Source organism: Chitinophaga sp. Ak27 (assembly GCF_012726295.1).
GTDB lineage: Bacteria > Bacteroidota > Bacteroidia > Chitinophagales > Chitinophagaceae > Chitinophaga.
The window spans coordinates 382,248-405,361 of sequence record NZ_JABAOB010000002.1 but is presented as its reverse complement, the minus strand read 5'-3'; the positions used below and the strand labels follow the sequence as shown (position 1 = coordinate 405,361).

At 48.9% G+C, this 23,114-nt stretch carries 20 protein-coding genes and 1 tRNA gene; 16 read left to right on the top strand and 5 right to left on the bottom strand.

All coding sequences use genetic code 11. The features are described from left to right. Positions 1–39 precede the first annotated feature (39 nt). Positions 40–516 carry a GNAT family N-acetyltransferase gene (locus tag HGH90_RS09515; RefSeq protein ID WP_169190951.1) on the top strand — a complete coding sequence of 159 codons (477 nt, stop codon included), beginning with the start codon at positions 40–42 and terminating at the stop codon, positions 514–516. Between the two features lie 43 nt (positions 517–559). Here HGH90_RS09515 and HGH90_RS09510 read toward each other — a convergent pair whose 3' ends face one another. Continuing rightward, positions 560–1,075: a DUF4251 domain-containing protein gene (locus HGH90_RS09510; protein WP_168764226.1), complete on the bottom strand. Its 516-nt coding sequence runs from the start codon at positions 1,073–1,075 to the stop codon at positions 560–562. A 121-nt stretch (positions 1,076–1,196) separates the two neighbouring features. On the opposite strand from HGH90_RS09510, the gene HGH90_RS09505 reads away from it, so the two are divergent. From HGH90_RS09505 to HGH90_RS09485, 5 genes are all read left to right on the top strand, one after another. Further along, positions 1,197–2,960 (top strand): ABC transporter ATP-binding protein, encoded by a 1,764-nt coding sequence (locus HGH90_RS09505; RefSeq protein WP_168764227.1) that lies wholly within the window; start codon positions 1,197–1,199, stop codon positions 2,958–2,960. A gap of 134 nt (positions 2,961–3,094) precedes the next feature. Further along, positions 3,095–3,940 (top strand): ankyrin repeat domain-containing protein, encoded by an 846-nt coding sequence (locus tag HGH90_RS09500; protein WP_168764228.1) that lies wholly within the window; start codon positions 3,095–3,097, stop codon positions 3,938–3,940. Between the two features lie 54 nt (positions 3,941–3,994). Continuing rightward, on the top strand, positions 3,995–4,897 hold the full coding sequence (locus HGH90_RS09495; RefSeq protein ID WP_169190950.1) for an NAD(P)/FAD-dependent oxidoreductase: 903 nt from the start codon (positions 3,995–3,997) through the stop codon (positions 4,895–4,897). Between the two features lie 92 nt (positions 4,898–4,989). Continuing rightward, complete coding sequence (locus HGH90_RS09490; protein ID WP_168764230.1) at positions 4,990–5,298, top strand: hypothetical protein; 309 nt, start codon at positions 4,990–4,992, stop codon at positions 5,296–5,298. A gap of 335 nt (positions 5,299–5,633) precedes the next feature. Continuing rightward, positions 5,634–6,044 carry a contact-dependent growth inhibition system immunity protein gene (locus HGH90_RS09485; protein ID WP_145670946.1) on the top strand — a complete coding sequence of 137 codons (411 nt, stop codon included), beginning with the start codon at positions 5,634–5,636 and terminating at the stop codon, positions 6,042–6,044. Between the two features lie 353 nt (positions 6,045–6,397). On the opposite strand, the gene dinB is transcribed toward HGH90_RS09485, so the two are convergent. Further along, complete coding sequence (dinB, locus tag HGH90_RS09480; protein ID WP_168764231.1) at positions 6,398–7,516, bottom strand: DNA polymerase IV; 1,119 nt, start codon at positions 7,514–7,516, stop codon at positions 6,398–6,400. An 88-nt stretch (positions 7,517–7,604) separates the two neighbouring features. Between dinB and HGH90_RS09475 the strand changes: the two genes are divergently transcribed. The 6 genes from HGH90_RS09475 (at position 7,605) to HGH90_RS09450 (ending at position 15,965) form a co-directional block, all read left to right on the top strand. Beyond that, positions 7,605–8,189, top strand: coding sequence for a pentapeptide repeat-containing protein (locus tag HGH90_RS09475; RefSeq protein WP_168764232.1), 585 nt, complete (start codon positions 7,605–7,607; stop codon positions 8,187–8,189). A gap of 204 nt (positions 8,190–8,393) precedes the next feature. After that, the gene (locus tag HGH90_RS09470) at positions 8,394–9,275 is read left to right on the top strand and encodes an AraC family transcriptional regulator (protein WP_168764233.1); all 882 of its coding nucleotides are present in this window, start codon (positions 8,394–8,396) and stop codon (positions 9,273–9,275) included. An 88-nt stretch (positions 9,276–9,363) separates the two neighbouring features. Next, complete coding sequence (locus HGH90_RS09465; RefSeq protein WP_169190949.1) at positions 9,364–12,090, top strand: DUF1553 domain-containing protein; 2,727 nt, start codon at positions 9,364–9,366, stop codon at positions 12,088–12,090. A 5-nt stretch (positions 12,091–12,095) separates the two neighbouring features. After that, entirely contained in the window at positions 12,096–13,589 is a 1,494-nt protein-coding gene (locus tag HGH90_RS09460) for a DUF1501 domain-containing protein (protein WP_168764235.1), read from the top strand. Between the two features lie 7 nt (positions 13,590–13,596). Continuing rightward, complete coding sequence (locus HGH90_RS09455) at positions 13,597–14,529, top strand: sugar phosphate isomerase/epimerase family protein (RefSeq protein ID WP_168764236.1); 933 nt, start codon at positions 13,597–13,599, stop codon at positions 14,527–14,529. Further along, a complete protein-coding gene (locus HGH90_RS09450; RefSeq protein WP_169190948.1) occupies positions 14,526–15,965 on the top strand; it encodes a c-type cytochrome domain-containing protein in 1,440 nt (479 codons plus the stop codon). Before HGH90_RS09455 ends, HGH90_RS09450 begins: the two co-directional genes overlap by 4 nt. A 76-nt stretch (positions 15,966–16,041) precedes the next feature. Here the strand turns inward: HGH90_RS09450 and HGH90_RS09445 are convergent, their stop codons facing one another. Next, positions 16,042–16,452 (bottom strand): hypothetical protein, encoded by a 411-nt coding sequence (locus HGH90_RS09445; protein WP_168764238.1) that lies wholly within the window; start codon positions 16,450–16,452, stop codon positions 16,042–16,044. Between the two features lie 241 nt (positions 16,453–16,693). Between HGH90_RS09445 and HGH90_RS09440 the strand changes: the two genes are divergently transcribed. The 3 genes from HGH90_RS09440 (at position 16,694) to HGH90_RS09430 (ending at position 20,438) form a co-directional block, all read left to right on the top strand. Further along, a tRNA-OTHER gene (locus tag HGH90_RS09440) sits at positions 16,694–16,812 on the top strand. Positions 16,813–16,890: 78 nt separating this feature from the next. Further along, positions 16,891–19,134 carry a hypothetical protein gene (locus HGH90_RS09435; protein ID WP_169190947.1) on the top strand — a complete coding sequence of 748 codons (2,244 nt, stop codon included), beginning with the start codon at positions 16,891–16,893 and terminating at the stop codon, positions 19,132–19,134. A gap of 152 nt (positions 19,135–19,286) precedes the next feature. After that, positions 19,287–20,438 carry a BamA/TamA family outer membrane protein gene (locus tag HGH90_RS09430; protein ID WP_169190946.1) on the top strand — a complete coding sequence of 384 codons (1,152 nt, stop codon included), beginning with the start codon at positions 19,287–19,289 and terminating at the stop codon, positions 20,436–20,438. 271 nt (positions 20,439–20,709) lie between these two features. On the opposite strand, the gene xseB is transcribed toward HGH90_RS09430, so the two are convergent. Continuing rightward, entirely contained in the window at positions 20,710–20,925 is a 216-nt protein-coding gene (gene xseB, locus HGH90_RS09425; protein WP_145670958.1) for an exodeoxyribonuclease VII small subunit, read from the bottom strand. Beyond that, entirely contained in the window at positions 20,918–22,354 is a 1,437-nt protein-coding gene (gene xseA, locus HGH90_RS09420; protein ID WP_169190945.1) for an exodeoxyribonuclease VII large subunit, read from the bottom strand. The genes xseB and xseA overlap by 8 nt, the downstream gene beginning before the upstream one ends. Before the next feature lie 165 nt (positions 22,355–22,519). On the opposite strand from xseA, the gene HGH90_RS09415 reads away from it, so the two are divergent. Next, complete coding sequence (locus HGH90_RS09415; RefSeq protein WP_168764242.1) at positions 22,520–23,113, top strand: RNA polymerase sigma-70 factor; 594 nt, start codon at positions 22,520–22,522, stop codon at positions 23,111–23,113. Position 23,114: the final 1 nt, after the last annotated feature.

Below are 23,114 nucleotides of genomic sequence, written 5' to 3'. Positions count from 1 at the left end.
GCACTAAAAATAAGGTTATCCTTGCAATAAAAGTGCAACATGCAAATACGTAAGGCCACCCTGCAGGATACCGGTCAGCTGAAAAGCTTGTACCAAGGAACTATTACGCATATCAACAGCCGGCATTATAACCCGGAGCAAGTCAGGGCCTGGGCGGCTACTGGAGAAAGGATTGCTTCCCTGGAAAATAAAATCAAGGAGCAATACTTCTATGTAGCAGTGACTCCGGAAGATACCATTACCGGCTTTGCCTCTGTAGAAGCCGACGGGGAACTGGATATGATGTTTGTGCATAAGGATTTCCAGGGTCAGGGGATTGCCAGACTACTCATTCAGCAGATATTTGAAAAGGCCAGGGAACTGGGTTTGCTTTCCCTCACATCCTATGTAAGTATTACCGCGCGCCCGTTTTTTGAGAAGATGGGCTTTAAAGTAGTGGAAAACCAGCAGGTTAATTTGGGAGAAGTATCTTTGATTAACTACAAGATGATAAAATCACTGGAACAGGGGCAATAAAAAACAGGCTATCTCCTGTATCGAGATAGCCTGTTTTTGCAATTTACTTTTTATCTTTTTTAACTTTCATTTCTGTTATATAGCCGTTAAAGTTCATCGGCGTTCTGTCGTAGCTGGTTACCTGCAGGGAAGCATATCCTTCGCTGGATACGGTTAAGTTCATGGCTTGCACCGATTTATTGTCCTTCGGTTTGATAGTCACATTCCAGCCATCTTTTTTGCCCGGTGTAATCTTATATTCAAACGATTTCGTTTTGAAGTCCAGCGGCGATTTGGTAGCACCGTAATCGGCTGTATACGCACGGCCAAAAAACGGGAGGTAGCTGACCACAGAATCGGTGGTTACCACCAGGTTATAGTCCGGCGTAATGTTCCTGGACCTGCCATTCATCGGGAGCGCTGTTTGCGCCACGAACACATAATTTTGGGCGTCCATCCAGGATTTTACCTGTGCTGTCTTTGCTGCTTTTTTCTGTGCTTTGGTTTCCTGTGCCCTGGCAGGCTGTAACATAGCAAGGGTAAGGAATATCGTTGCGGTAAACAAAAGATACCTTTTCATATATTTTGATTTTAATGTACTGAAAGCGCTAATATCGTACCATAACAGCGGGCTGATATTTTTGTTCAGCGTTTCCCGGGGTATATTGTATTTTTAGGGGCTGATGATTAAATCCGGAAATATGCCTAACCCTTATATTTCTCTACTGAAAACCGCCTGGAAATATGCCCGCCGGGAACGTAAGCAATACCTGTTCATTTACGTGTTGTTCTTCATGGCCAACGTCATTTTTTCGTTGAATCCTGTGCTGTTTGGCTGGTTCGTAGGCAAGGTGCAGCAAGACTCTCCTCACTTGCCCCGGTATGTACTGCTGTTTGCCGGCGGCTACTTCGGGATCAAATTCCTGGAATGGTGCTTCCACGGCCCTGCCAGGATTATGGAAAGACAGGTAGCGTTTAACCTGAGCCGCAACTTCCTGCAGGAAAGATACCACCAGGCGCTTCATTTGCCGGTAAAATGGCACCAGGATAATCATAGCGGATCGGTGATTAACCGCATTCGCAAAGCTTATGAAGCGCTGAAAGAATTTTTCGAGAGAGGATTTATGTACGTGCATGCGCTCTGTAAGCTCCTGTTTTCGATGATGGCCATGCTGTACTTTTCTCCCCTGTATGGCGCCATTGGCATTGCGCTCGGCGTTACCTGTATATGGCTGGTGCTGCGGTTCGACCGCCCCTTTATTAAAACGCTGAACGAAGTCAATGAACAGGAACACCTGGTATCGGCTACGCTGTTCGACAGCCTTTCCAATATCATGACCGTGATTACCCTGAGGCTGGAAAAAAGCATGGAAAATGGGCTGCTGGCCAAGGTGCAGCGTATATGGCCTCCGTTTAAGAAAAATACCGTGATCAATGAATGGAAATGGTTTGTAGCAGAAATGATGATTACGCTGATCTATTGCGTAATTGCTATCGGTTACTGTTTCCAGCACTGGGTACCGGGACAGGTGTTCCAGGTAGCGGGACTGGTAATGCTGCTGGGCTATGTAAACCAGTTTACCAGCGTATTCCAGGACGTGGCCTGGCAATACACCGATATTGTGCAATACAATACCGCTGTGGAAACGGCGCGTAATATCAGCGATGCCTATACGTTGCAGCACCGGGCAGACACGGCCCCGGAGCTGCCGGTGAGCTGGCAGACCATTACCCTGGAGGGATTGAGCTTTTCGCACCTGGCTGCCTATGATGAAGCACATGCTCCGCAAAGCCTGCATGAGCTGCATCTTCATATAGAAAAAGGACATAGAATTGCCCTCATTGGGGAAAGCGGCAGCGGTAAAAGCACGCTGTTGGCTATTTTACGTGGATTATATGAGCCAGAGCAAAGCACCATGCTGCACGTCGATGGAACCGCGTTTCCATTAGGCTCCCTGAATGAAAGTGTAACCCTGTTTCCGCAGGAGCCTGAAATCTTTGAGAACACGATTGAATATAACGTTACGCTGGGACTTCCCTTTTCCGAAGCCGAGGTGCTGGCAGTTTGCAACAGCGCTCATTTTATGGACGTAGTGGACATGCTGCCTCAGGGACTGGCCTCAGATATCCGGGAAAAAGGCGTGAACTTATCAGGTGGACAAAAGCAGCGGCTGGCACTGGCGCGGGGTATACTGGCGGCGCGCGACAGCCAGGTGATCCTGCTGGACGAACCTACCAGCAGTGTAGATCCAAAAACAGAGGCAATGATTTATGAGAAGATGTTCCAGGCCTTTCAGGATAAAGCCATCATTTCCGCCATGCATCGCCTGCACCTGCTTCCCCAGTTCGATTATATTTACGTGCTGCGTCGCGGTCGTATTGCAGCGGAGGGTACTTTCAACACGCTGCGTCAGCAAAGCCCGATATTCCAGGAGTTATGGAAGCACCAGGAAAACAAATCATAACACAGGCGCTGTCGGGCGCCTGTTGACCGCCACACCGTATTATTATTTTTTATTATCTTTGGCGCATACCGATGCCACTGTGCTTTCATCCTATGCAACGTTCTCTCCCAGGAGCTATTATACTATGAAAGCCTATGCAACCAATTTCGCTGAATGATTTGCGGCGTAAAGTGAAGATCAGCCAGGAGCCGGACGATATCATCACCGGTATTGGCTATAATCTTTCCTCGCTTACGAGGGATGAACGTTCTGAACTGCTCTGTGATTTGCTGGAAAACCAGGAAATATTTTTTGAAGCGGCGGAACTCCTGATAGAAGAAGGCGGTGCAGATATTCATTATAAAAAAGAAGGTGTCATTCCCATAATATTCTGCGCCGTAGGCGCCAACAAACCTATGGCGGTATTGTATGCCATTAAAAAAGGGGCGCGCCTGGTGATCGACAACCCCGATTACCTCTTTGCCATCGCTTATATCTTCAAACATCACCGGCTGGCCGCTATCACGGACATGTTAATGATCCTGATTGAACACAATATCCATTTCAACTTTGTGCTGGCCAGCCTGGATACTCCTTTGCTGCTGGCTGTACGGCACAACAATAACCGGGAGGTGATACAATTTCTCCTGGGAGAAGAAGTAGATAAGTATGTATATGATGAAGATGGGCTTACCGCCATACATTATGTCCCGTTTGCCAAGGCTCCTCATCTTTATAAAGACATGATCACCTGTATAGCAGATATACAGGTAAAACCCAAATTTTCCACGAGTATGGAACCGGTGTTTGAATGTGTGATCAAAGTGAGTGAGCACCATACTTTCGAGGAATTTATTTACGAGGCCCTCAATGCTTTCCTGGAAAACCGGCATCGCATGTACGATGATATCTTTGAGAAATATTATTACCGCCTGCACCTGATTGCAGAGCATATCTCCCATATCCGCTCGGGTACGGATGACTATCAGCCTGTAAATTAATTTGCAACATTGTTGCAAATACTTATTTTTGCAGGGAACAAGATAATTAGCACCATGCATACTTACGACGTAATCATTATAGGAGGCAGCTATGCCGGCCTCGCAGCAGCTATGGCACTGGGCCGTTCTCTCAGGCAGGTGCTGGTCATCGACAGCGGGGCGCCCTGCAATCGGCAAACACCGCACTCGCACAACTTCCTGACACAGGATGGTGTAGCGCCGGCCACCATTGCCGCCATTGGCAAAGCGCAGGTAGCGCAGTATCCTACCATACAGTTTAAAACCGGGCTGGCAATCCGCGGCGAACAAACGGGCGATACGTTTACGATCCATACCGCAGATGGGGAACATTTCCAGGCCAGGAAACTATTATTTGCCAGCGGGGTAAAAGACGAAATGCCCGATATAAAAGGGTTTGCTGAATGCTGGGGTATTTCTGTACTGCACTGCCCTTACTGCCATGGCTATGAAGTGAAAGACAAACCCACCGGCATACTCGTCAATGGCGAGCAGGCCTCAGAGTTCGGCCGCCTGATCCGCCATTGGACCGGCAACCTCACAATATTTACCAACGGCCCCATCACCATACCGGCTGATCATGTGGCCCAGTTACAGGCACTGCGTATAGCCATTAACGATAAACCAGTGAAAGCCATCGTGGCAGCGCAGGGCCATATTCAGCACCTGCTTTTTGAAGATGACAGCATCCAGGCCCTGCAGGCGCTGTATGCCCGGCCAGCCTATCAGCAACACTGCCCTATTCCCGAGGCCATGGGATGCCAGCTGTCGGAAACCGGCCACATTGTAGTCAATGCTTTCCAGGCTACTACCGTAGCCGGCATATTTGCCGCCGGCGATGCCACTACCATGTTCAGGAGCGTATCTGCCGCTGTGGGTGCAGGTTCCCTGGCCGGCGCCATGATTAACAAGGAACTGATGATGGCCACCGCTGTTTAAATGGAAAGATATTTACCAGGGGTTTGTATATCTGAAAAGGTTTTGATATATTAGACGAAATACTCTTATACCATCACCTAAAATAACCTTGAATGCTCACAACCCTTGCTATCTTAGCCGCCCTGTTTTTCGTAGCACATGTGTACCTGCTGTTTACTTCCTTTGGGAAAAGTGGGTTTCAGAAACAGAAATACCTGTGGTCGCATATCACACTATGGATTACCGGCGGCATTGCCTGCCTGATCGCCATTTTATTTGCAGGTAAGTCTGTATCCGGTGTCATCGATGTATTCGATACACCCGGTAAAGCCTCCCTCCTCATTGTTATCGCGCTGGTACTGTCGGCAGTAGCACATAGTATTGTAAAGCTGCTGGTGCTGCCGAAATATCAGCGAGCATAAAGCATAAAGCAAAAAGCTATTGTAATGGATTATCAGGGCGACTATTGTTCGCTAAAATCGTCCGCTGCAATAGCTTTTTGCTTTCCGCTTTATGCTTTCTGCTCTCACACAAAATGTTAAAGGTGGAAATTTTTTATTTCTGCATCAACAATATTCCCTATATTTATACCTGTTGATCCTGGTTTCTTATAACCGCCGGCGCCGACCGGCTACCGCAAGACCTGCATTACTCCGCAGGAATCTTACAGATGATCACCATCCAAAGAACATTTGCGCGTTGAAATCACTTTCATAAGTTATTATTTTATTAGCACGAAAAGAGAGACACATTTTTTATGAATAAGAAAGATATCTGGAGATATAAATCTTTGGAGCAGTTGGAGAATAGAAGTTGGGGAACAGCTACAGAAGCAGATTCGGGACTCATTCAAAAATGTCTTGCCTTAGTAAAAGTACCAGTAGTAAAATTATCAGCCAGCGAATTAAGGCTGTTAATCGGACAATCATTTAATCCTACTTACCTGGTACCCCTGGCATTAGAGATATTACAGAACGACGTTTTAGTAACTGCCGGCATGTACCCCGGGGATCTGTTAAAGAATGTACTGGATGTACCAGCCACGTTTTGGGAAGAACATCCCGATCTTCACAAAAACCTCATCGACATGATGCAGCGCAGAAGTGAAGAAATAGAAACGGAACTCGATTTACCCGAGTACTGGCGTAAAGCGAAAGCCGAAGCCTGATAACAATAAGGCTGGCCCAAAGGCAATGGCTTTACCTTTCAGCCACCCGGAAAAACCTATAGTACTTCTTTCAGCTTATTGATTAACGTAGCTCCACGTAGACTCCTGGCCATCATCTTACATAGGGCAGGAAATTTTGTGGTATATCGTTAATGCCGCACAGGCAAGCTGCTTCATTGCTCCACGCCTTCAAGTCAGACACATGCATCCAATGCAGCTGATCACTGACAATCGCATTGAGCCAATATCCTTTTTTGGAGTCCAGGGAATCCCCGTGGACAGGAAATCTGCATGTCATTACGGGCATGGCCACACCGCCATCAGGTCATGGTGGTAACAATGGCTGCATGCTATTATTCCTCAAAATCAAAAAGCGACAATTGCGCCGATTGATTGGGCTTTTCCTGGCCGGATAATACCTCATGGAAGTTGGATAATGTGATACCCAACAGCCTAATAGGCTTATCCTCAGGATAAGTAGCCGCCAGCAATTGCTTTGCGGTATCTACAATCGTTTCGAAATCGCCCACTGGGAAAGGAAAGGATTGGTTACGGGTAATCTGCTTAAAATCAGCATACTTAATCTTCAGGGTAATCGTACGCCCTTTCAGACCGTATCGCTGTAAACGGTCGCATACAATTTTGCCGATTTTGGTAAGCTCGGCTTCCATATCAGTCACGGTAGTAAGATCGTACGGAAAAGTGTCTTCTGCACCGAGCGACTTGGTTTCCCGGTGTGGCTGTACCTCCCGTTCATCGATACCACGTACAATACGATAGTAAAAGCTGCCTACCTTCCCGAAATGTGTTTTCAGCTCCTGCTCTGATAATTTCTTGAGATCAGCCCCGGTAAAAAGTCCCATTTTCTTCATTTTATCGGCCGTTACTTTCCCTACCCCATGGAATTTCTCTACGGGTAGCTGCTCCATAAAAGCAGCTATGGAAGAAGGGCCAATAAAAGTTAGTCCATCAGGTTTATTCAAATCCGATGCGATTTTGGCGACAAATTTATTGACGGATATCCCTGCGGAAGCGGTCAGCTGCAATTCATCCCGGATAGCCTGTTTTATCAGTTTGGCAATTTCAATAGCAGACCCGATCTGTTGTTTATCATTGGTCACATCCAGATAGGCCTCATCAAGCGACAACGGTTCTATCAGATCAGTATACCGCGCAAATATTTCGCGGATATGGCGGGAGGCTTCTTTGTATGCATCAAAACGGGGACGAATAAATATCAGGCCGGGGCACAACTGCGCCGCTCTTTTTGACGGCATCGCAGAACGAACTCCAAACTTCCGGGCTTCATAACTGGCGGTAGCTACTACACCTCCCCTGCCCTCCGGCGAACCACCTACAGCAATAGCCTTACCTCTGTAAAGCGGGTTATCACGCTGCTCTACAGATGCGTAAAACGCATCCATATCAATATGAATAATTTTTCGTTGTATGCTGTTTGAACTGTTCTCCATTACTATCTCTCAGGAAGCCTCGTAAAGATACGAAAGTAAGTCTTCGCTAAAATTATTCCGCTAACTTTAGACTTTAAACTTAGCCGTTATGGACGCCTATGAGCAGGAACTTTCACATGAACATAAAAAATTTGAAAACATCGTTTGGGAAGGAAAGACCATCAGTGGCCGGGAGTTTTACGACTGCCACTTTTATAAATGCAGCCTGAAGGAATGTATCCTGGAAGATTGCACCTTCGAGAAATGCACGTTTGAAGATTGTGATCTTTCATTAATCCAGCTGAAGCAAACAGCGTTCAGCCGGGTAGAGCTCCTGCATACCAAAGCCATTGGTATTGCCTGGCATAATGCCCGCCAGGCGTTGGTGGTATCATTCCGGCATTGCCGCATCAGCTATAGCAGCTTTTCCGGTAAAAATCTGAAGAAGGGCATCTTTCAACATTGCCAGGCCGATGAAGTAGATTTTTCCGGCTGCAATTTAATGCAGGCCGACTTCAGCGGCAGCGACCTGGCCGGCGCGCGCTTTGCCGAAACAGATCTCACCCAGGCCAACTTCGTCGGCGCACATCGGTACGCCATTAACATACAGGAAAATAAAGTACGAAAAGCCAAATTCAGTTTGCCTGATGCGTTGGCATTACTGGATGGACTCGGCATAGAAATTATTGAGTAAGTGCGGAAAGCTCAAAGCAAAAAGCTATTGTGAAGAATGATGGAAGCGAATTTTTAATACCCGCTAAATGCTTCTTCACAATAGCTGTATGCTTTATGCGCTATTTCAACAGCTCCCCCTTTATCAAAACGGCCATGAAGAAGCGATGAATCACTACCGCGGAATAAATGGATTTTCTTACTTTAGGGACCAAACCGCCATGATATGATCAGGAAGAAAGAAGGATTCCAGGGCCAGCGAATGATCGTCATTCCACGCAATATACTCAGCAGAAAATGCACGAAGGAAGCGTTGCTGAGCCCTTTATACATTACAGATATCGGCTATTATCCGCGGGCGCATTTTCATCACCGGAAAAGGCCCCAGGGCGCCGACCAACATATCCTGATCTATTGCCTGGAGGGCAAAGGAACCGTTACGCTGAAAAAAGTCAGCTATAACATACAGGCAGGCGACTGCATCCTGCTGCCGCGTAAATGGGCCCATGAATACAGTGCAGATGAAAAAGACCCATGGACTATTTACTGGGCGCATTTCCTGGGCAGCAGCAGCGATGAAATTGCAGAGACAGCCCTGAAGGAATGGGGCGGGTATAAGACTTTCCTGCCGCATTCCCCTGAAAGACTGGAGCAGTTTGAACGGATCTATCAGCAGCTGCAACGCGGGTACCGCAGTGAGTACCTGGCTTATTCCAACATGAATTTCTGGTCCTTTTTATCTTCCTGTATTTACCCTGGTATCCACAAGCCCGGGCAGGCCAACCAGCAACACGATGCAGTAGATCAGGCTATTGACTATATGAACAAAAACCTCGATAAGATGCTGACACTGCAGCAAATGGCGGCCGCAGTAAACCTCTCCCAGTCACATTTTTCCTTCCTTTTTAAAAGCAGTACAGCCTTTCCCCCTATCGAATATTTCAATCACCTGAAAGTCCAGAAAGCTTGCCAGTACCTGCTTTTCACCACGCTGCGCATCAAAGAAGTTGCCATGCAACTGGGCATGGAAGACCCTTATTATTTTTCCCGCATGTTTACCAAGGTAATGGGTATATCGCCCGCCCAATACCGGGAACGGAAGAACTAACCGTAAGATAATCCATCATTTCCAGCGGATTATCTAGCCTTTGTACCAGGGCTTTGATCTATTTTTACCTTGCGTCAATCCAAAGTTAATGAGCCATTATTCCACGAAGAGGATCACGGTGTTCCTCTCTATTGCCGGCAGTGCGGGTATCATACTGGCTGCCTGCCATTCACAAAAAAAAGTAGACTTCAGCACTGAGGTAAAGCCAATACTAAACAAGCATTGTATCAGCTGCCATGGTGGGGTGAAGCAAAGCGGGGGCTTTAGTGTGCTGTTCCGCGAAGAAGCCATGGGCAACACCCATTCCGGCAAACCGGCCATCATTCCCGGACACCCGGAAAAGAGTGAATTCATACGCCGCCTTACCTGTAAGGATCCTAAAGAAAGAATGCCACAAAAAGGCGAGCCGCTCACTTCGGCTGAAGTAGACGTGCTGACCCGCTGGGTAAAACAGGGCGCCGAATGGGGCGAACACTGGGCCTATATCCCTCCCAAACAGGTGCCCATACCGGACATTAAAATAGATGCCGGTAACAATATTGATAAATTTATACAAGAGAAGTTAAAGAAAGAAGGACTTAGCCACGCACCGGAAGCCGATAAAATGACCCTGCTCCGCCGGGTTAGCTTCGATCTTACCGGCCTTCCTCCCAGCCCTGAAATGGCCAGGCAATTTACCGAAAGCAAAGACCCCCAGGCCTACGAAAAAATCGTGGACAGCCTGCTGCAGTCACCACACTACGGCGAACGATGGACTTCCATGTGGCTCGATCTCGCCCGGTATTCCGATACCAAAGGCTATGAAAGAGATGAAGGCCGGAGAATATGGCGCTACCGCGACTGGCTCATCGATGCCTTTAACAGCGATATGCCTTACGACAGCTTTACCATCAACCAGCTGGCGGGCGACCTGCTTCCTCATCCTACCAACGCACAGTTCATTGCTACCGCGTTCAACCGTAATACCATGACCAACGATGAAGGAGGTACACAGGATGAAGAATTCCGTACCGCCGCCGTGATGGACCGCGTAGCCACTACCATGGATGTGTTCCAGGGCGTTACCATTGCCTGTGTGCAATGTCATAGTCACCCCTACGATCCCTTCCGCTTTGAAGACTACTATAAGCTGCTGGCCTTCGTTAATAACACCCGTGATGAAGATACCCACATGGAGCATCCTAAACTACGTTTATACGATAGCGTTAGCACTTCCCAGGTAAAGGAAATCAGCAGCTGGGTAGCCCAATATGGCGATACCGGTCAACAGCAGGACATGAAAGAATTCCTGCAGGTACTGGAGCCTAAAGTACATGCCCATAACTGCGATGAATATATTAACGGCGCCCTGCTCGACACCAAATACCTGGGCATCCGTTCCGGTGGTAGCTGTCGTTTACCACAACAAAAACTGGATGGTAAAACGCAAATGTTCATGAACTACTGGACCGGCTCCCCCGGCGGTACCCTGGAAGTGAGGCTCGACAGCCTGAAAGGCCGCACCCTGCTCACACACCAGCTGGCCACCACCAATGGCAGGCTGGCCATCAGCATGCCTTTCAAACCGGTGAGCGGTACACACGACCTGTACCTGGTATTTCGTAATCCCGCCCTCAACCCCGCAGATGCGGTTTGCGGCGTAGAATGGTTTGCCTTCCGTAACGATCTCCCCGGTAAAGGAAAACCAGGATACGATAAAGTAAATACAGAAATGATGACGGTGATTAATCAGAACCCGGATGATATCCCGGTAATGATTGAAAACCCGCCCTTCATGCAGCGTGCCACCCACGTATTTGAAAGAGGTAACTGGTTGGTGAAAGGGAAAGTGGTAACACCGGATGTACCGGCATCGCTGAATCCATTCCCTGCCAATGCCCCCCGCAACCGGCTCGGGCTGGCCGAATGGATGACGGCTACACAAAATCCACTTACCGCCCGCGTAATGGTAAACCGTTGCTGGGAACAACTGTTCGGCACCGGCATCGTAGAAACGCTGGAAGACTTTGGTACCCAGGGCTTCACACCTTCTCATCCTGAGCTGCTCGATTACCTGGCCTATAAATTCATGCACGACTACAAATGGCATATCAAGCCACTGCTGCGGGAAATAGTGTTGTCGGCCGCCTATAAACAAACTTCCAATGCCAGCCCGGAGTTGACAGAAAAAGATCCTGCTAACCGCCTGTTGGCCAGGGGACCACGTTTCCGCCTTACTGCAGAAGAAGTAAGAGATCAGGCACTCACAGTGAGCGGATTGCTGAACAGGAAGCTATATGGCCCTCCTATTATGCCTTATCAACCTGATAATATCTGGCAGACCGTATACAATGGCGCCTCCTGGGTTACCGCCACCGATGGCAACCAGTACCGCCGTGCGGTGTATGTTTACCAGAAACGCACCAGCCCTTATCCTTCCATGATTTCTTTTGATGGCAGCAGCCGGGAAGTATGCCTGCAACGGCGCATACGTACTAATACGCCACTACAGGCACTGGTTACGCTCAACGACCCGGTGTACATGGAAACAGCCCTGGCGCTGGCAAAGCATATGCTGGAAAACGGAGGTAACAATGCCGCAGCGGGTATCCGTTGGGGTTACCAGAAAGCATTGTATCAACCATTGGCCGACAATAAACTGGCCGTGTTACAAAAGCTATACAACCAGGCATTACAGGAGTATAGGAAAAATCCTGATGCCGCTAAAAAATTGATAAAAACGACCGACAATATACCACAACAAGCAGAGCTGGCCGCATTAACGGTAGTAGCCAACGCGATTATGAACCTGGATGAATTCCTTACTAAATCCTAAGCAGTATGACCAAGCATAAAAGACTTATAAAGGAAGCAAATGATACCACGCTACGGTATATTACCCGGCGGCACTTTCTGCTGGATTGTGTAACAGGATTGGGCGCAGCAGCGCTGGGCTCCTTCCTGGCCAGCTGCGGCAGCAGCAGTAGCAATAAAACCCTGGTAGATGCCAGCGGCAATCCTATGGCCCCTAAAGCGCCTATGTTTCCTGCTAAAGCCAAAAGCGTAATTTACCTGCACATGGCCGGCGCTCCTTCCCAGCTGGAACTGTTCGACTATAAACCCGAACTGCAAAAGCTGCATAACCAATTATGCCCGCCCTCCCTGCTGGCAGGGAAAAAGTTCGCCTTCATCCGCGGCGTACCTAAAATGCTGGGACCACAGGCAGTGTTTCAGCAACATGGCCAATCCAGGGCCTGGATCTCTGATCACCTCCCCCACTTCGCCACCATGGCGGACGATGTGAGCTTCCTGAAAGCAGTGCAAACCGACCAGTTCAACCACGGCCCCGCACAATTGCTGATGCAAACAGGTAGCGCCAGGCTGGGCCGCCCCAGCATTGGTTCCTGGGTAACTTACGGGCTCGGGTCCGAAAACAGCAACCTGCCAGGTTTTGTGGTACTCACCTCCGGCGGTAAAACACCCGATGCGGGTAAAAGCGTATGGGGTAGCGGATTTTTACCATCTGTGTACCAGGGCGTACAATGCAGAACCAAAGGAGAACCGGTGCTGTACCTGACAGACCCCGACGGTATGAGCCGCGATCTGCGCAAGGAATCGATCGAAGCGATCAACGAAATCAATAAACAGGAATATACCGCCTACGGCGATCCCGAAACGCTGGCCCGCATTTCCCAGTATGAACTGGCTTACAAAATGCAGATCTCTGTACCCGATGTAATGAATATTAACAATGAGCCTGCATATATCCATGAAATGTATGGCACCCAGCCAGGTAAGGAATCCTTTGCCAACAACTGTTTGCTGGCACGTAAGCTGGTGGAGAAGGGTGTAAGGTTCGTACAGCTCTACGACTGGGGCTGGGATACCCACGGCACCGATGAAGGAGGTTCTATAGACTACGGCCTGCGCAACAAATGCCGCGAAATAGATCGCCCTATTACCGCACTGCTGCAGGATCTCAAGCAACGCGGACTGCTGGATGAAACGCTGGTAGTATGGGGTGGCGAATTTGGCCGCACGCCCATGCAGGAAAACCGGGATGGTAAAGATATGCCGTTCATGGGCCGCGACCACCACGTAGAAGCCTTTACTATGTGGATGGCCGGCGCCGGCATCAAAAAAGGAGCCTCTTATGGCGAAACCGACGAAATAGGCTATGCCGCCGTAAAAGGTAAAGTAGCCATCAACGATATCCACGCTACCATCCTGCAACAGCTGGGCTTCGACCATGAAAAGCTCACCTACCAGTTCCAGGGCCGCCCCTTCCGTTTAACAGACACCGGTGGAAAAGTCATTACTCCTATTTTAAGCTAAACAGTCAATGGATAAAAACAAACGTAATTTCCTGAAACAATCTGCCATACTGGCTTCTGCCCTCTGTGTTCCTTCGCTGCCATCCTTCGCAGCCGCCAGTCGCACACCGGTAAAAGATGGATTCAAATTAATTATACTGGCCACCAGCTGGGGCTACAACGGTACTATCGATGCATTTTGTGAAAAAGCCAAAAATGCGGGTTACGATGGCATCGAAGTATGGTGGCCCAACGAAGACGCACCCCGGGAAGAATTATACGCCGCATTGGAAAAACATGGTCTGCAGGTAGGCTACCTTTGCGCCGGCTACGACAGCGACTATACGAAACATGCCCAGCAATTTGAAACTGCGCTGAAAGCTGCTACCAGCCACCATAAGATACAACCGCTGTATATCAACTGTCACTCCGGGCGCGACTACTTTACGTTTGAGCAAAACTGCGCGTTGATTGATATGACCATCCGTATCTCCAAACAATCGGGTGTACCGGTATATCATGAAACCCACCGTTCCCGGATGCTGTTTGCGGCGCATGTGGCGCGGAAGTTCATTGAAGCCAAACCAGACCTCCGGTTAACGCTGGATATTTCGCATTGGTGTAATGTGCATGAAAGTCTTTTACAGGACCAGGGCGCTACCATAGCTAAGGCCCTGGACCGGGCTTCGCATATACACGCCCGTATCGGACACCCCGAAGGTCCGCAGGTAAACGATCCCCGCGCACCAGAATGGGCCAATACGGTAAAAGCGCATTTCGACTGGTGGGACCAGGTGGTGCAAAAACACCAGGCCGCCGGTAAACCATTGACTGTCCTGACAGAGTTTGGCCCGGCCGACTACCTGCCTACCCTGCCTTATACCCGTCAGCCGCTGGCAGATCAATGGGATATCAATGTATATATGAAGAACCAGCTTAAACAACGTTATAGCAAATCATGAAATTACTGATGAACAATGGCAGCTGGGGAATGTTGCTGGGGCGTTCGCACCCTTTGCTGGTACACTTACCTATTGGCATCTTACTGATTGCTTTTATCCTGATACTATTATCGCGCCGTGAAAAATGGCGGCACCTGCAGGGCGCACTCCCCGTGGTTTTGCTGGCAGCGGCTTTATCGGCCATCTTCAGTTGTATTACCGGTTACCTGTTATCGCTGGATGGAGGATATGAAGAGGGCATGCTGCAAACGCATAAATACCTGGGCATCAGCGTGGCAATAGTAAGCACGCTGTTATATCTTTTACACCGGTACCGGGAGCGTTTTCCCAAACTACAGCTGGCTACCGCAGCAGTGATGGTGTTGTTGCTGAGTGCTGCCGGGCATTATGGAGGCAGTTTAACACATGGCGACGACTACCTTTCCCAGGCTATGCCGGCGGGGTTGCAGCAGCTGGTGGGTGTTCACCAGAAGGCTGCTAACGTGGCGGCTTATACGAATATAGGCGATGCCCGTTTATATGAAGACCTGGTACAACCGGTACTGGCCAACCGTTGTTATGGTTGCCACAATGAGCAAAAGCTCAAAGGCGGCTTACAACTGGAGTCTTTAGCGCTTATCCGCAAGGGTGGTGAACATGGTCCGGTGTTGAAAGACAGTATGCCGGAAGAGAGTGAATTATTTAAACGGCTGTTGCTACCTGAAACAGATGAACATCGCATGCCGCCTAAAGGCAAGCCGCCGGTAACGCCGCAAGAGCTGGAACTTTTGCATTGGTGGATTGCACAGGGTGCGCCAACTAAAAAAACGGTGAAGGAACTTACGAAGACACCGCGGATACTGGCCGTGCTGGATGGTATGCAACCGGCTACGCCATTGGATAAACAGGAGTTTATTCCGGAAGAAAAAGTAGCCGCTGCAAGCGCACAGCATGTCCAGGCATTGGAAGCCAAAGGCGTAAAAGTACTGCCAGTGGGCAGCGGCAGCAATTATGTGACGGTAGATGGTGTGAATGCCGCTGGCTTTAGCGATGCCGACCTGCAGTTGTTGTTGCCGCTAAAATCGCAGATAGTGTGGTTGAATCTTGCCGGTACGGCGGTCACCGACCAGGTCTTTGCGGTATCCGGTCAGCTCAAACATTTAACCCGGCTCGATTTGCGCAATGTGGCGTTGAAAGGCAAAGGCATTGCGGCATTGAATGCATGTAAAGACCTGCGTTACCTCAACCTCGCGGGTACTACGGTTGGTTCGGATGCCTTAGCGCCGCTCAAAGACAACAAAAAACTGGAGCAGGTATTCCTATACCAGACAGGCGTAGCAGCCGCCAGTGTGCAGCAGCTTCAGCGTTCCCTGCCCAAACTTAAAATTGATACCGGTGGTTATCGTCTGCCACAACTGGCCTCCGATACTACCATCTATCATAAAGTGAGCAGCTAAGCAGGTTAGCGTACCTATAAATCCTGGACCAGGAACGATCCTTGTGATGGTTCCTGGTCCAGGTATTTCCCCGGTATCAGGCCCCTCTTGCCTTCCGAAGTATCTTTTCCAACCGCACAATTACCTCACTGATATCCGGCAGATAACTGAACCCATTTAATTGTTTTAATACGGCGATCATTTCCTCTAACTGCACCCTGTCTGCCTCATTGAGCGGCGCTGTGGTAATACTATACGCCGGATCGCTGTAAGTATAATATTTTCGTTGTTTAACAATAATAGGGGCATTATATCCTGCCTCATTGCTGCGCATGCGTTGAATATCGGCCTGTATGGTTCTTTTACTCACACGGTCAATGCCTTCCTCCCGGCGTAAGATATCACGCACCCTTTCTATGAGCTGGTCCAGCGTCCATTGTTGCCCGTGGTTGCGCAAACATTCATCAATTGCCTTATAACGGATCAATGCCAACCTGTTGATGGACATACCCTTCTTTTTAAACAAAGAAAGACCGTCGCCACGCATTAGACATGCGCAGGCAACCACTGTTTATCATATCTCTCCTAATTAATTAATAATCAGTATATTAAATTATTTTTCAGGAAAATATTTATATGCGCAGCTAGACTGCGCACATGTACTGGCATCTTTGTATCATCGGTAGCGGTCAAGTCAATGTTACTTCATTCGATCCAAAGAACATTTATCATTACCGCCGAAGATGGGAAAAGCAATCGTCTAAGGGTAAGACGCCGTCATTAAAAGTTTTGAAATTACCGGGGAGGTCAATTAAAACTTACTGCTTACAGGGGGACGGAGTTACCGGTTCGAGTCCGGTTTGCTTTACAACAATCGAGGTCAATTGTTACTTACTTCATTTTTGGTAAATAGTAACAACATTATCTGATTATAATTTTCATCCACATGCACACATTATTATTACAAACAGGATTACGCCAACAAGCCATTTTTATCCCCGAAACCGCGGTCCATTCCGGCGCCTATCAGCTCACGCCTACTACCGGCGTACTGGTAGCCAATCTTGCTAAACTGGGTTTCGGTGTATCGGAGCCATTACTGCACGCGTTGAACCATACCCCCCCTGCCTGGCAGATCACCATCCTGGAAACCTTCCGGGAAGTAATGGGCGTCAATCAAAACTGGATGCCCCTGGTTAAAAACTGGGAAGTACCTACCAATGAGTCGTTTGCCGACCACATGGCTGTTGCTTTCGCCAGCGTATTTGGCGGGGAAGGCGCCCGTCTGCGTTGCGGTCATATCATTCCTCCCAACACCTTTCCGCTGGAAAGATATAATGGATGCCCTTTCTGCGGTACGCCATTTGAAACCGGTGGTATAGAAAACTATCAGCAGAATAGCAAGGTGCGGATGCTGCACCTGTGGACTACCGAAAAGGCCGGCGCCTACCTCGCAGATCTGCTGCGGTCTAAAACCCCGCTGGATGCCAGTCAGACAGATAGCCTCAAGTCCTTACTGCAGGCGCTTCCGCTGCCTGCTATTCAACCTGCCATGAAAGAAACCCTGGCCATAGTAGCAGATGTATTGATTGCCCGTGACGACCAGGCCGGGGCAGGCGCGCTGTTCACCACCCCTACGGATATACTCCGTTACCTATGGTATAAGCATACCGGCTTTGCCCAGCTGATCATGCCTAAAACCATCCTGCGCCGCCGGCTGAAAAATAACAGCGGCTTTGGCATTGCCAAAACAGCCAAATCAGCCGCGGCGGAAAAAGTAGCCGCCATCACGGCGTTGAAGCTGAAATACAGCCGTAAGGAAGGATTAATGGTTGCCCGCTGGCTGAACAACATGCCCCTGGACGTGGCCACTATGTGTGAAATCATGCACCCTAAACGCGGGATGTGGGTACGCTTTATCCGCGCCCTAAGATTGGCGGAATTCAGCCGCCGCGAAGGGTTTGCCCACCTGCGTACATTGATGGATACTTTCTATCGCCAGGATTATACCGTGTGGCAGGGGCGTGTGAATCACTACCAGCTGCGCTATGACAGGGACAACACGTTAAAGTTGTTACAACAACGCCCCGGACTTTTTGCCCGGTCCCTGTTTGCCAACATCCTGTGGTTTGGTGAAGAAGCGGTTATTCCCGCATTTGCGGAAGTAGCGCATAAAGTGCCTGCCCGCCTGCTGCTGACATTACAGATGTACGCTGCCTATTATTTTGATCCTGCCACCCAACGTGCGGTAAAGCCGCTGGGAGGCGTTAACAAACATATCTCGGTGAATAAGCTGGTATTGATGTATGAAGCTGATCAGCTAAAGGAAATGCAAAACGCCGTAACGGTGCTTTGTGTACAGGTGATGCAACAGCGCTTCGCAGCCGTGGCTACCAACGCAAAAACCATCTACATAGCGCCAGCATTATACAATATACCCGTTCCTATAGGCGACCGTAGCGAACAAATACAGGACCTGCCAGCAGCGTTGATGGGTACCCGTTATAAAGTGGATAGCGACAACCTGCTCCTGTTCCTGCAATGGGGTAAAGGGTTGCCAGCCCAGCATCTCGACATGGACCTGAGCTGCTTTATCGCCTACGACCACCAGCGGGTAGACATCTGTTCCTATTCCCGCCTGCATACCACAGGATGTAGCCATAGCGGCGATATCCGCGCCATACCTCACCAGGTAGGTACCGCGGAATACATCAAGCTGGATATTGCTGAACTCGATGCAGCAGGCGCCCGCTATGTAACGTTCACCTGCAATGCCTATAGCGGCGGCGCATTAACACCTAACCTGGTAGTAGGATGGATGAACAGCCAGCATAAAATGACGGTCAGCGAAAAGACCGGCGTAGCTTACGACCCTTCCTGTGTAGACCAGATGCTGCGCATCACCCAGGGACTTACAAAAGGACTCGTATTTGGCGTACTGGATGTAGCCGCCAGGGAAATCATTTGGCTGGAACTGGCATTCGGCGGACAGATGGTGCAACAGCTGGACCTGGTTAACATCAACAGCCTCCTGCGAAAACTGGAGAGCAAATTGAGCATAGGCCAACTGCTGGAAGCTAAAGCCGCTGCACAACAGCTGCAAATCATGGAAACACCTGCCGCCGATGAGGTGTATACCCTCCAGTGGGCTGTGAATACTGCCGCCGTGACACAATTATTGATTGGCTAGAGGAGCAGAAAGCCGAAGGCTGAAAGCAAAAAGCTATCGACGCAAATGACCAGCACTATTTTGAATAGCTGTAAAGGTCACCCGGGGAAATAGCTTTTTGCTTTCAGCCTTTGGCTTTCCGCTTTTTTTCCTATATTCAGTGCATTGTCATCATGAATAGATACCTGCTTTTACTACTGCTTATCACCCCAGCTGTACTACACGCCCAGCAAAACGACCGGGCCGATTCGACGGCCACCGTTGCTGTGCCCCGCGGATTCTTCGATCAGATCATGTATTACCTGAAAAATACCAACGTCGAGAAGAAGAAAAAGAAAGTAGACCTTAGCTTCATCGGCGGCCCGGTTTATACGCCGGAAACCAGCTTCGGCATCGCGGTGATGATGGCTGCCCAATTCAGAACCGACCGGCGGGATTCCCTGCTGCCCATTTCCAACGCCGCTATTTATGCTTCCGGTGCCCTGACAGGCTTTTATGGTATAGGTATCAGCAGTACCACCATTTTTCCGCATAACCGCTTCCGGCTGGCCCTCAAAGCTTCTTTCAGCTCCCGGCCCAACAGGTACTGGGGAATAGGTTATGAAGCCGGTAGCAATAAAGATCATTATACCAAGTTTTTACAACTCACCGAAAAAGCACAGGCAGATTTCGCGATGAATATCAACGGAAAACTATTTATGGGCATTTGTACCCAGATACAAAATGTACAGGCCCGGCAAATAGATACTGCTGGCGGCAAACCGCTGATGTTGCCCGAAAAAATATTGGGTATCGGCGTAGGTCCTTTTATAGTATACGATACCCGCGATTTCATCCCTAACGCCTATAAGGGCATGTACATTCGCCTTGGCTACCGGTTTTTCCCCTCCTTCCTCGCCAATAAATCCGTGTACTCTCAATTTGATCTGCAATTCGACTGGTTCAAACAGCTCTGGAAAGGCGGTGTGCTGGCAACAGACTTGTACGCAGAAGAACGCAGTGGCGACGTTCCCTGGAGTTTGCTGGCCGAGGCGGGCGGTTCCAGCCGGCTGCGCGGCTATTACGAAGGCCGCTTCCGCGATAAAAATTATTTAGCTGCACAGGTAGAACTACGGCAGCGGATCTATGGCCGCAGTGGCATGGCCCTGTGGGTAGGCGGCGGCAATGTATTCCCCAGCTTCAATAACATGGAATTAAGCCAATCCCTTATCAGCTATGGCATCGGCTACCGGTGGGAGTTTAAGAAAAGAGTCAACATCCGGCTCGACTACGGCCGGGGTAAAGACCAGTCTGGTTTTTATTTTGGTATTAATGAAGTTTTTTAGAGAGATATCTCCCGCGTCTTTTCTTCCTGGATGACGATACCCATCCGTTAAGGGACCTGTTTCACGCCGTAAGGCAGGGACCCAATATTAACCAGTTTATAAAAATATTTCTTTCCGCAATAACCGGAGGAGGGAACATTTTCGGAAGTAATTGCTGGACAAAGAAGCGGAAGCATACATTAAATACGCTTATGACCCGGATATGGTAGGGCAGATAACCTGGCTTACCGGTGCCGCCTGGGCTATTTCATGGCATACTGCCTGTACAACGCTAACTATCTTTCCCTTTGTTGCCTTCCATTTGTTTGATAATGTTATTTACTTCCGTTTCCGTGGCCCTCAATTTCTGTTGACAGAATTCTATCAGGATGGCGGCGCGTTTCACCTTTTCGGCCAGCAGGTCTACAGACACCGCTTCATTCTCTATTTCTTCTGCAATCAATTGCAGTTCGCTGTAGGCAGCTTCATATGTTAGTGTTTCACTCATGTGCGTTATTCGTTTTTGTGTTGACCGTCGCCTCCATGGATGCATCCTGCATCACTACCCGGATATGGGCGCCTGGTTGTATGTTAGCGGCGTTGCTGATCACCTGGTCGTCCTGGTATACCATGGCAAAGCCGCGTTTCAGGATATTGGCGGGGCTCATCAATTTAAATAAAGTATCGTAATGCGCTACCTGTCCCCGTTTGCTCTGTATAAACAGGCGGCTGAAAGAGCGGAATTTACCAATGGCATTCTCCAGGTCGTTCCGGCGGTTAGACACCATCATGCGGGGCTTACTCAGCACCGCGTTGGATACGGCGATCAGCTCGCGGTGATTGTTTAACAGGATATCGCGCGATGTATGCAGCACTACGTTATTGCAAGCGTGCAGGGCTTCTTTATGGGTAGCCAGCAGGTTGCGGGCCTGGTTAATAATGCTGCTGTTTAAATAAGACAGCGACTGGAAATGACTGGAAAACGTTTGCTGTGCACGGATCAGGATTTGTTGCCGCGCGCTGATCACCGACTCTTCAAAACTGCGGTTATGCGCAATAATCAGCTCTGCCGCTTTAGTAGGCGTTTTGGTAGCCGTATGCGCCATCATATCTGTTACCGTTTCATTTTTCTGGTGACCGATACCAGTAATAACCGGGATGGGAAATTTTGCGACGGCCCTTCCGAGTATAAACGTATCGAACAACAGGAAGTCGGTTTGCGCGCCGCCGCCACGGATAATCACCACTGCATCATATGCAACCTGACTGTTGTAGATATCAATCAGCCGTTGTTGCACCAGTTCCGCCTTAGCTTCTCCCTGCACTACCGTAAAATAATTGTCGATCGCAAACGTATAGCCGAAAAGGTTATGATCGAGCGTATGTTTAAAGTCCTGGTAGCCAGCCGAATTGCCTGAAGTTACCACCGCCAGCCGCTGTATCACCCTGGGCAACGCCAGCTGATTGTTACGGGTAATATAACGATCTCCTGCTTTGCGGATAAAGTCGGCACATTCCGTGGTTAATCGCAGCAGGGTTTGCTGTTTCTGTTGCTCGAGCAGGCCTACCGTGAAATTAGTGTCTATATCCAGCAGTGTAATCTGTAACCCATGTACCTGGTGATAGCTGACAGATACGCGCACCAATACATGAATATCATTTTTAAATTGTTGGCCGGTTACGAATTCAAATTCGCTGATCCTGATGGCGCCATTGCCCCAGGCTACAGCAGATACTTTGGCAACAATACCACCTGAATATTCATCTTTTTCCACCAGGTCGAAATAGTGGTAGCCTTTCTGGCGGTAAAAAGAGTGGTTGGTGACATCTGCTACCACCCACCAGGTTTGTTCAGCAAAAACCTGGTGGAGCGCTTGCTGAATTTTCCCGGTGAGCACGGACAATTTTATGGAGGCGGAGGTGGTCATGCTACGCATAAAGATAAGGAAAACGTTATTCACCTGCGGAGAATGACAGCTATAGGAAATCCAAAAATTGTATATATTGCCGCCATATATGAACAATGACTTTGACTGACAAACAACCGAAATCGTAACAAACACTTAATAGAAGACTTATTCCGTTTTATATACTTTTGCGCCATGAGAAAAGATGAGCAGATAAAATCGCTTTTTCAAAGGGTCTGCTGTGATGACAATATTCAGGCGTATAACGAATTATACATAGCGCTGTGCACCCGGCTGATTCATTTTTCTGCATCCATTGTATCCTCGTTCCACCTGGCAGAAGAAATTGTGTCGGATGTATTTATTGCGTTATGGCAAAAACGCAACGACCTGCTGCACGTAGAAAACCCGGTGGTATACCTCTACGTAAGCACTAAAAATCTTTCTCTTAATACCTTACAACAGCAGAAAAGGCACCAGCACCACGCCCTGGACCATATCAACCCCGATATGCTTTCTATCGCGCCGGAGGCGGAAAATGGGATGGTATCTGCAGAAGTATCTCAAAAGATAGAAAGGGCTATCCGCAGTCTCCCTAACCGTTGCCAGGTGATTTTCCGTTTGATTAAACAAGACCGGCTCAGTTACCGGGAAGTGGCTACCCTGTTGAATATCTCATCCAAAACCGTAGATGCCCAACTAACCATTGCGGTAAAAAAAATCTCCCAGGCTATCCGGTTCGACCTATCGGATGAAGTAGCCCAGACCTTTCTCCGGATAGATTCTTAAA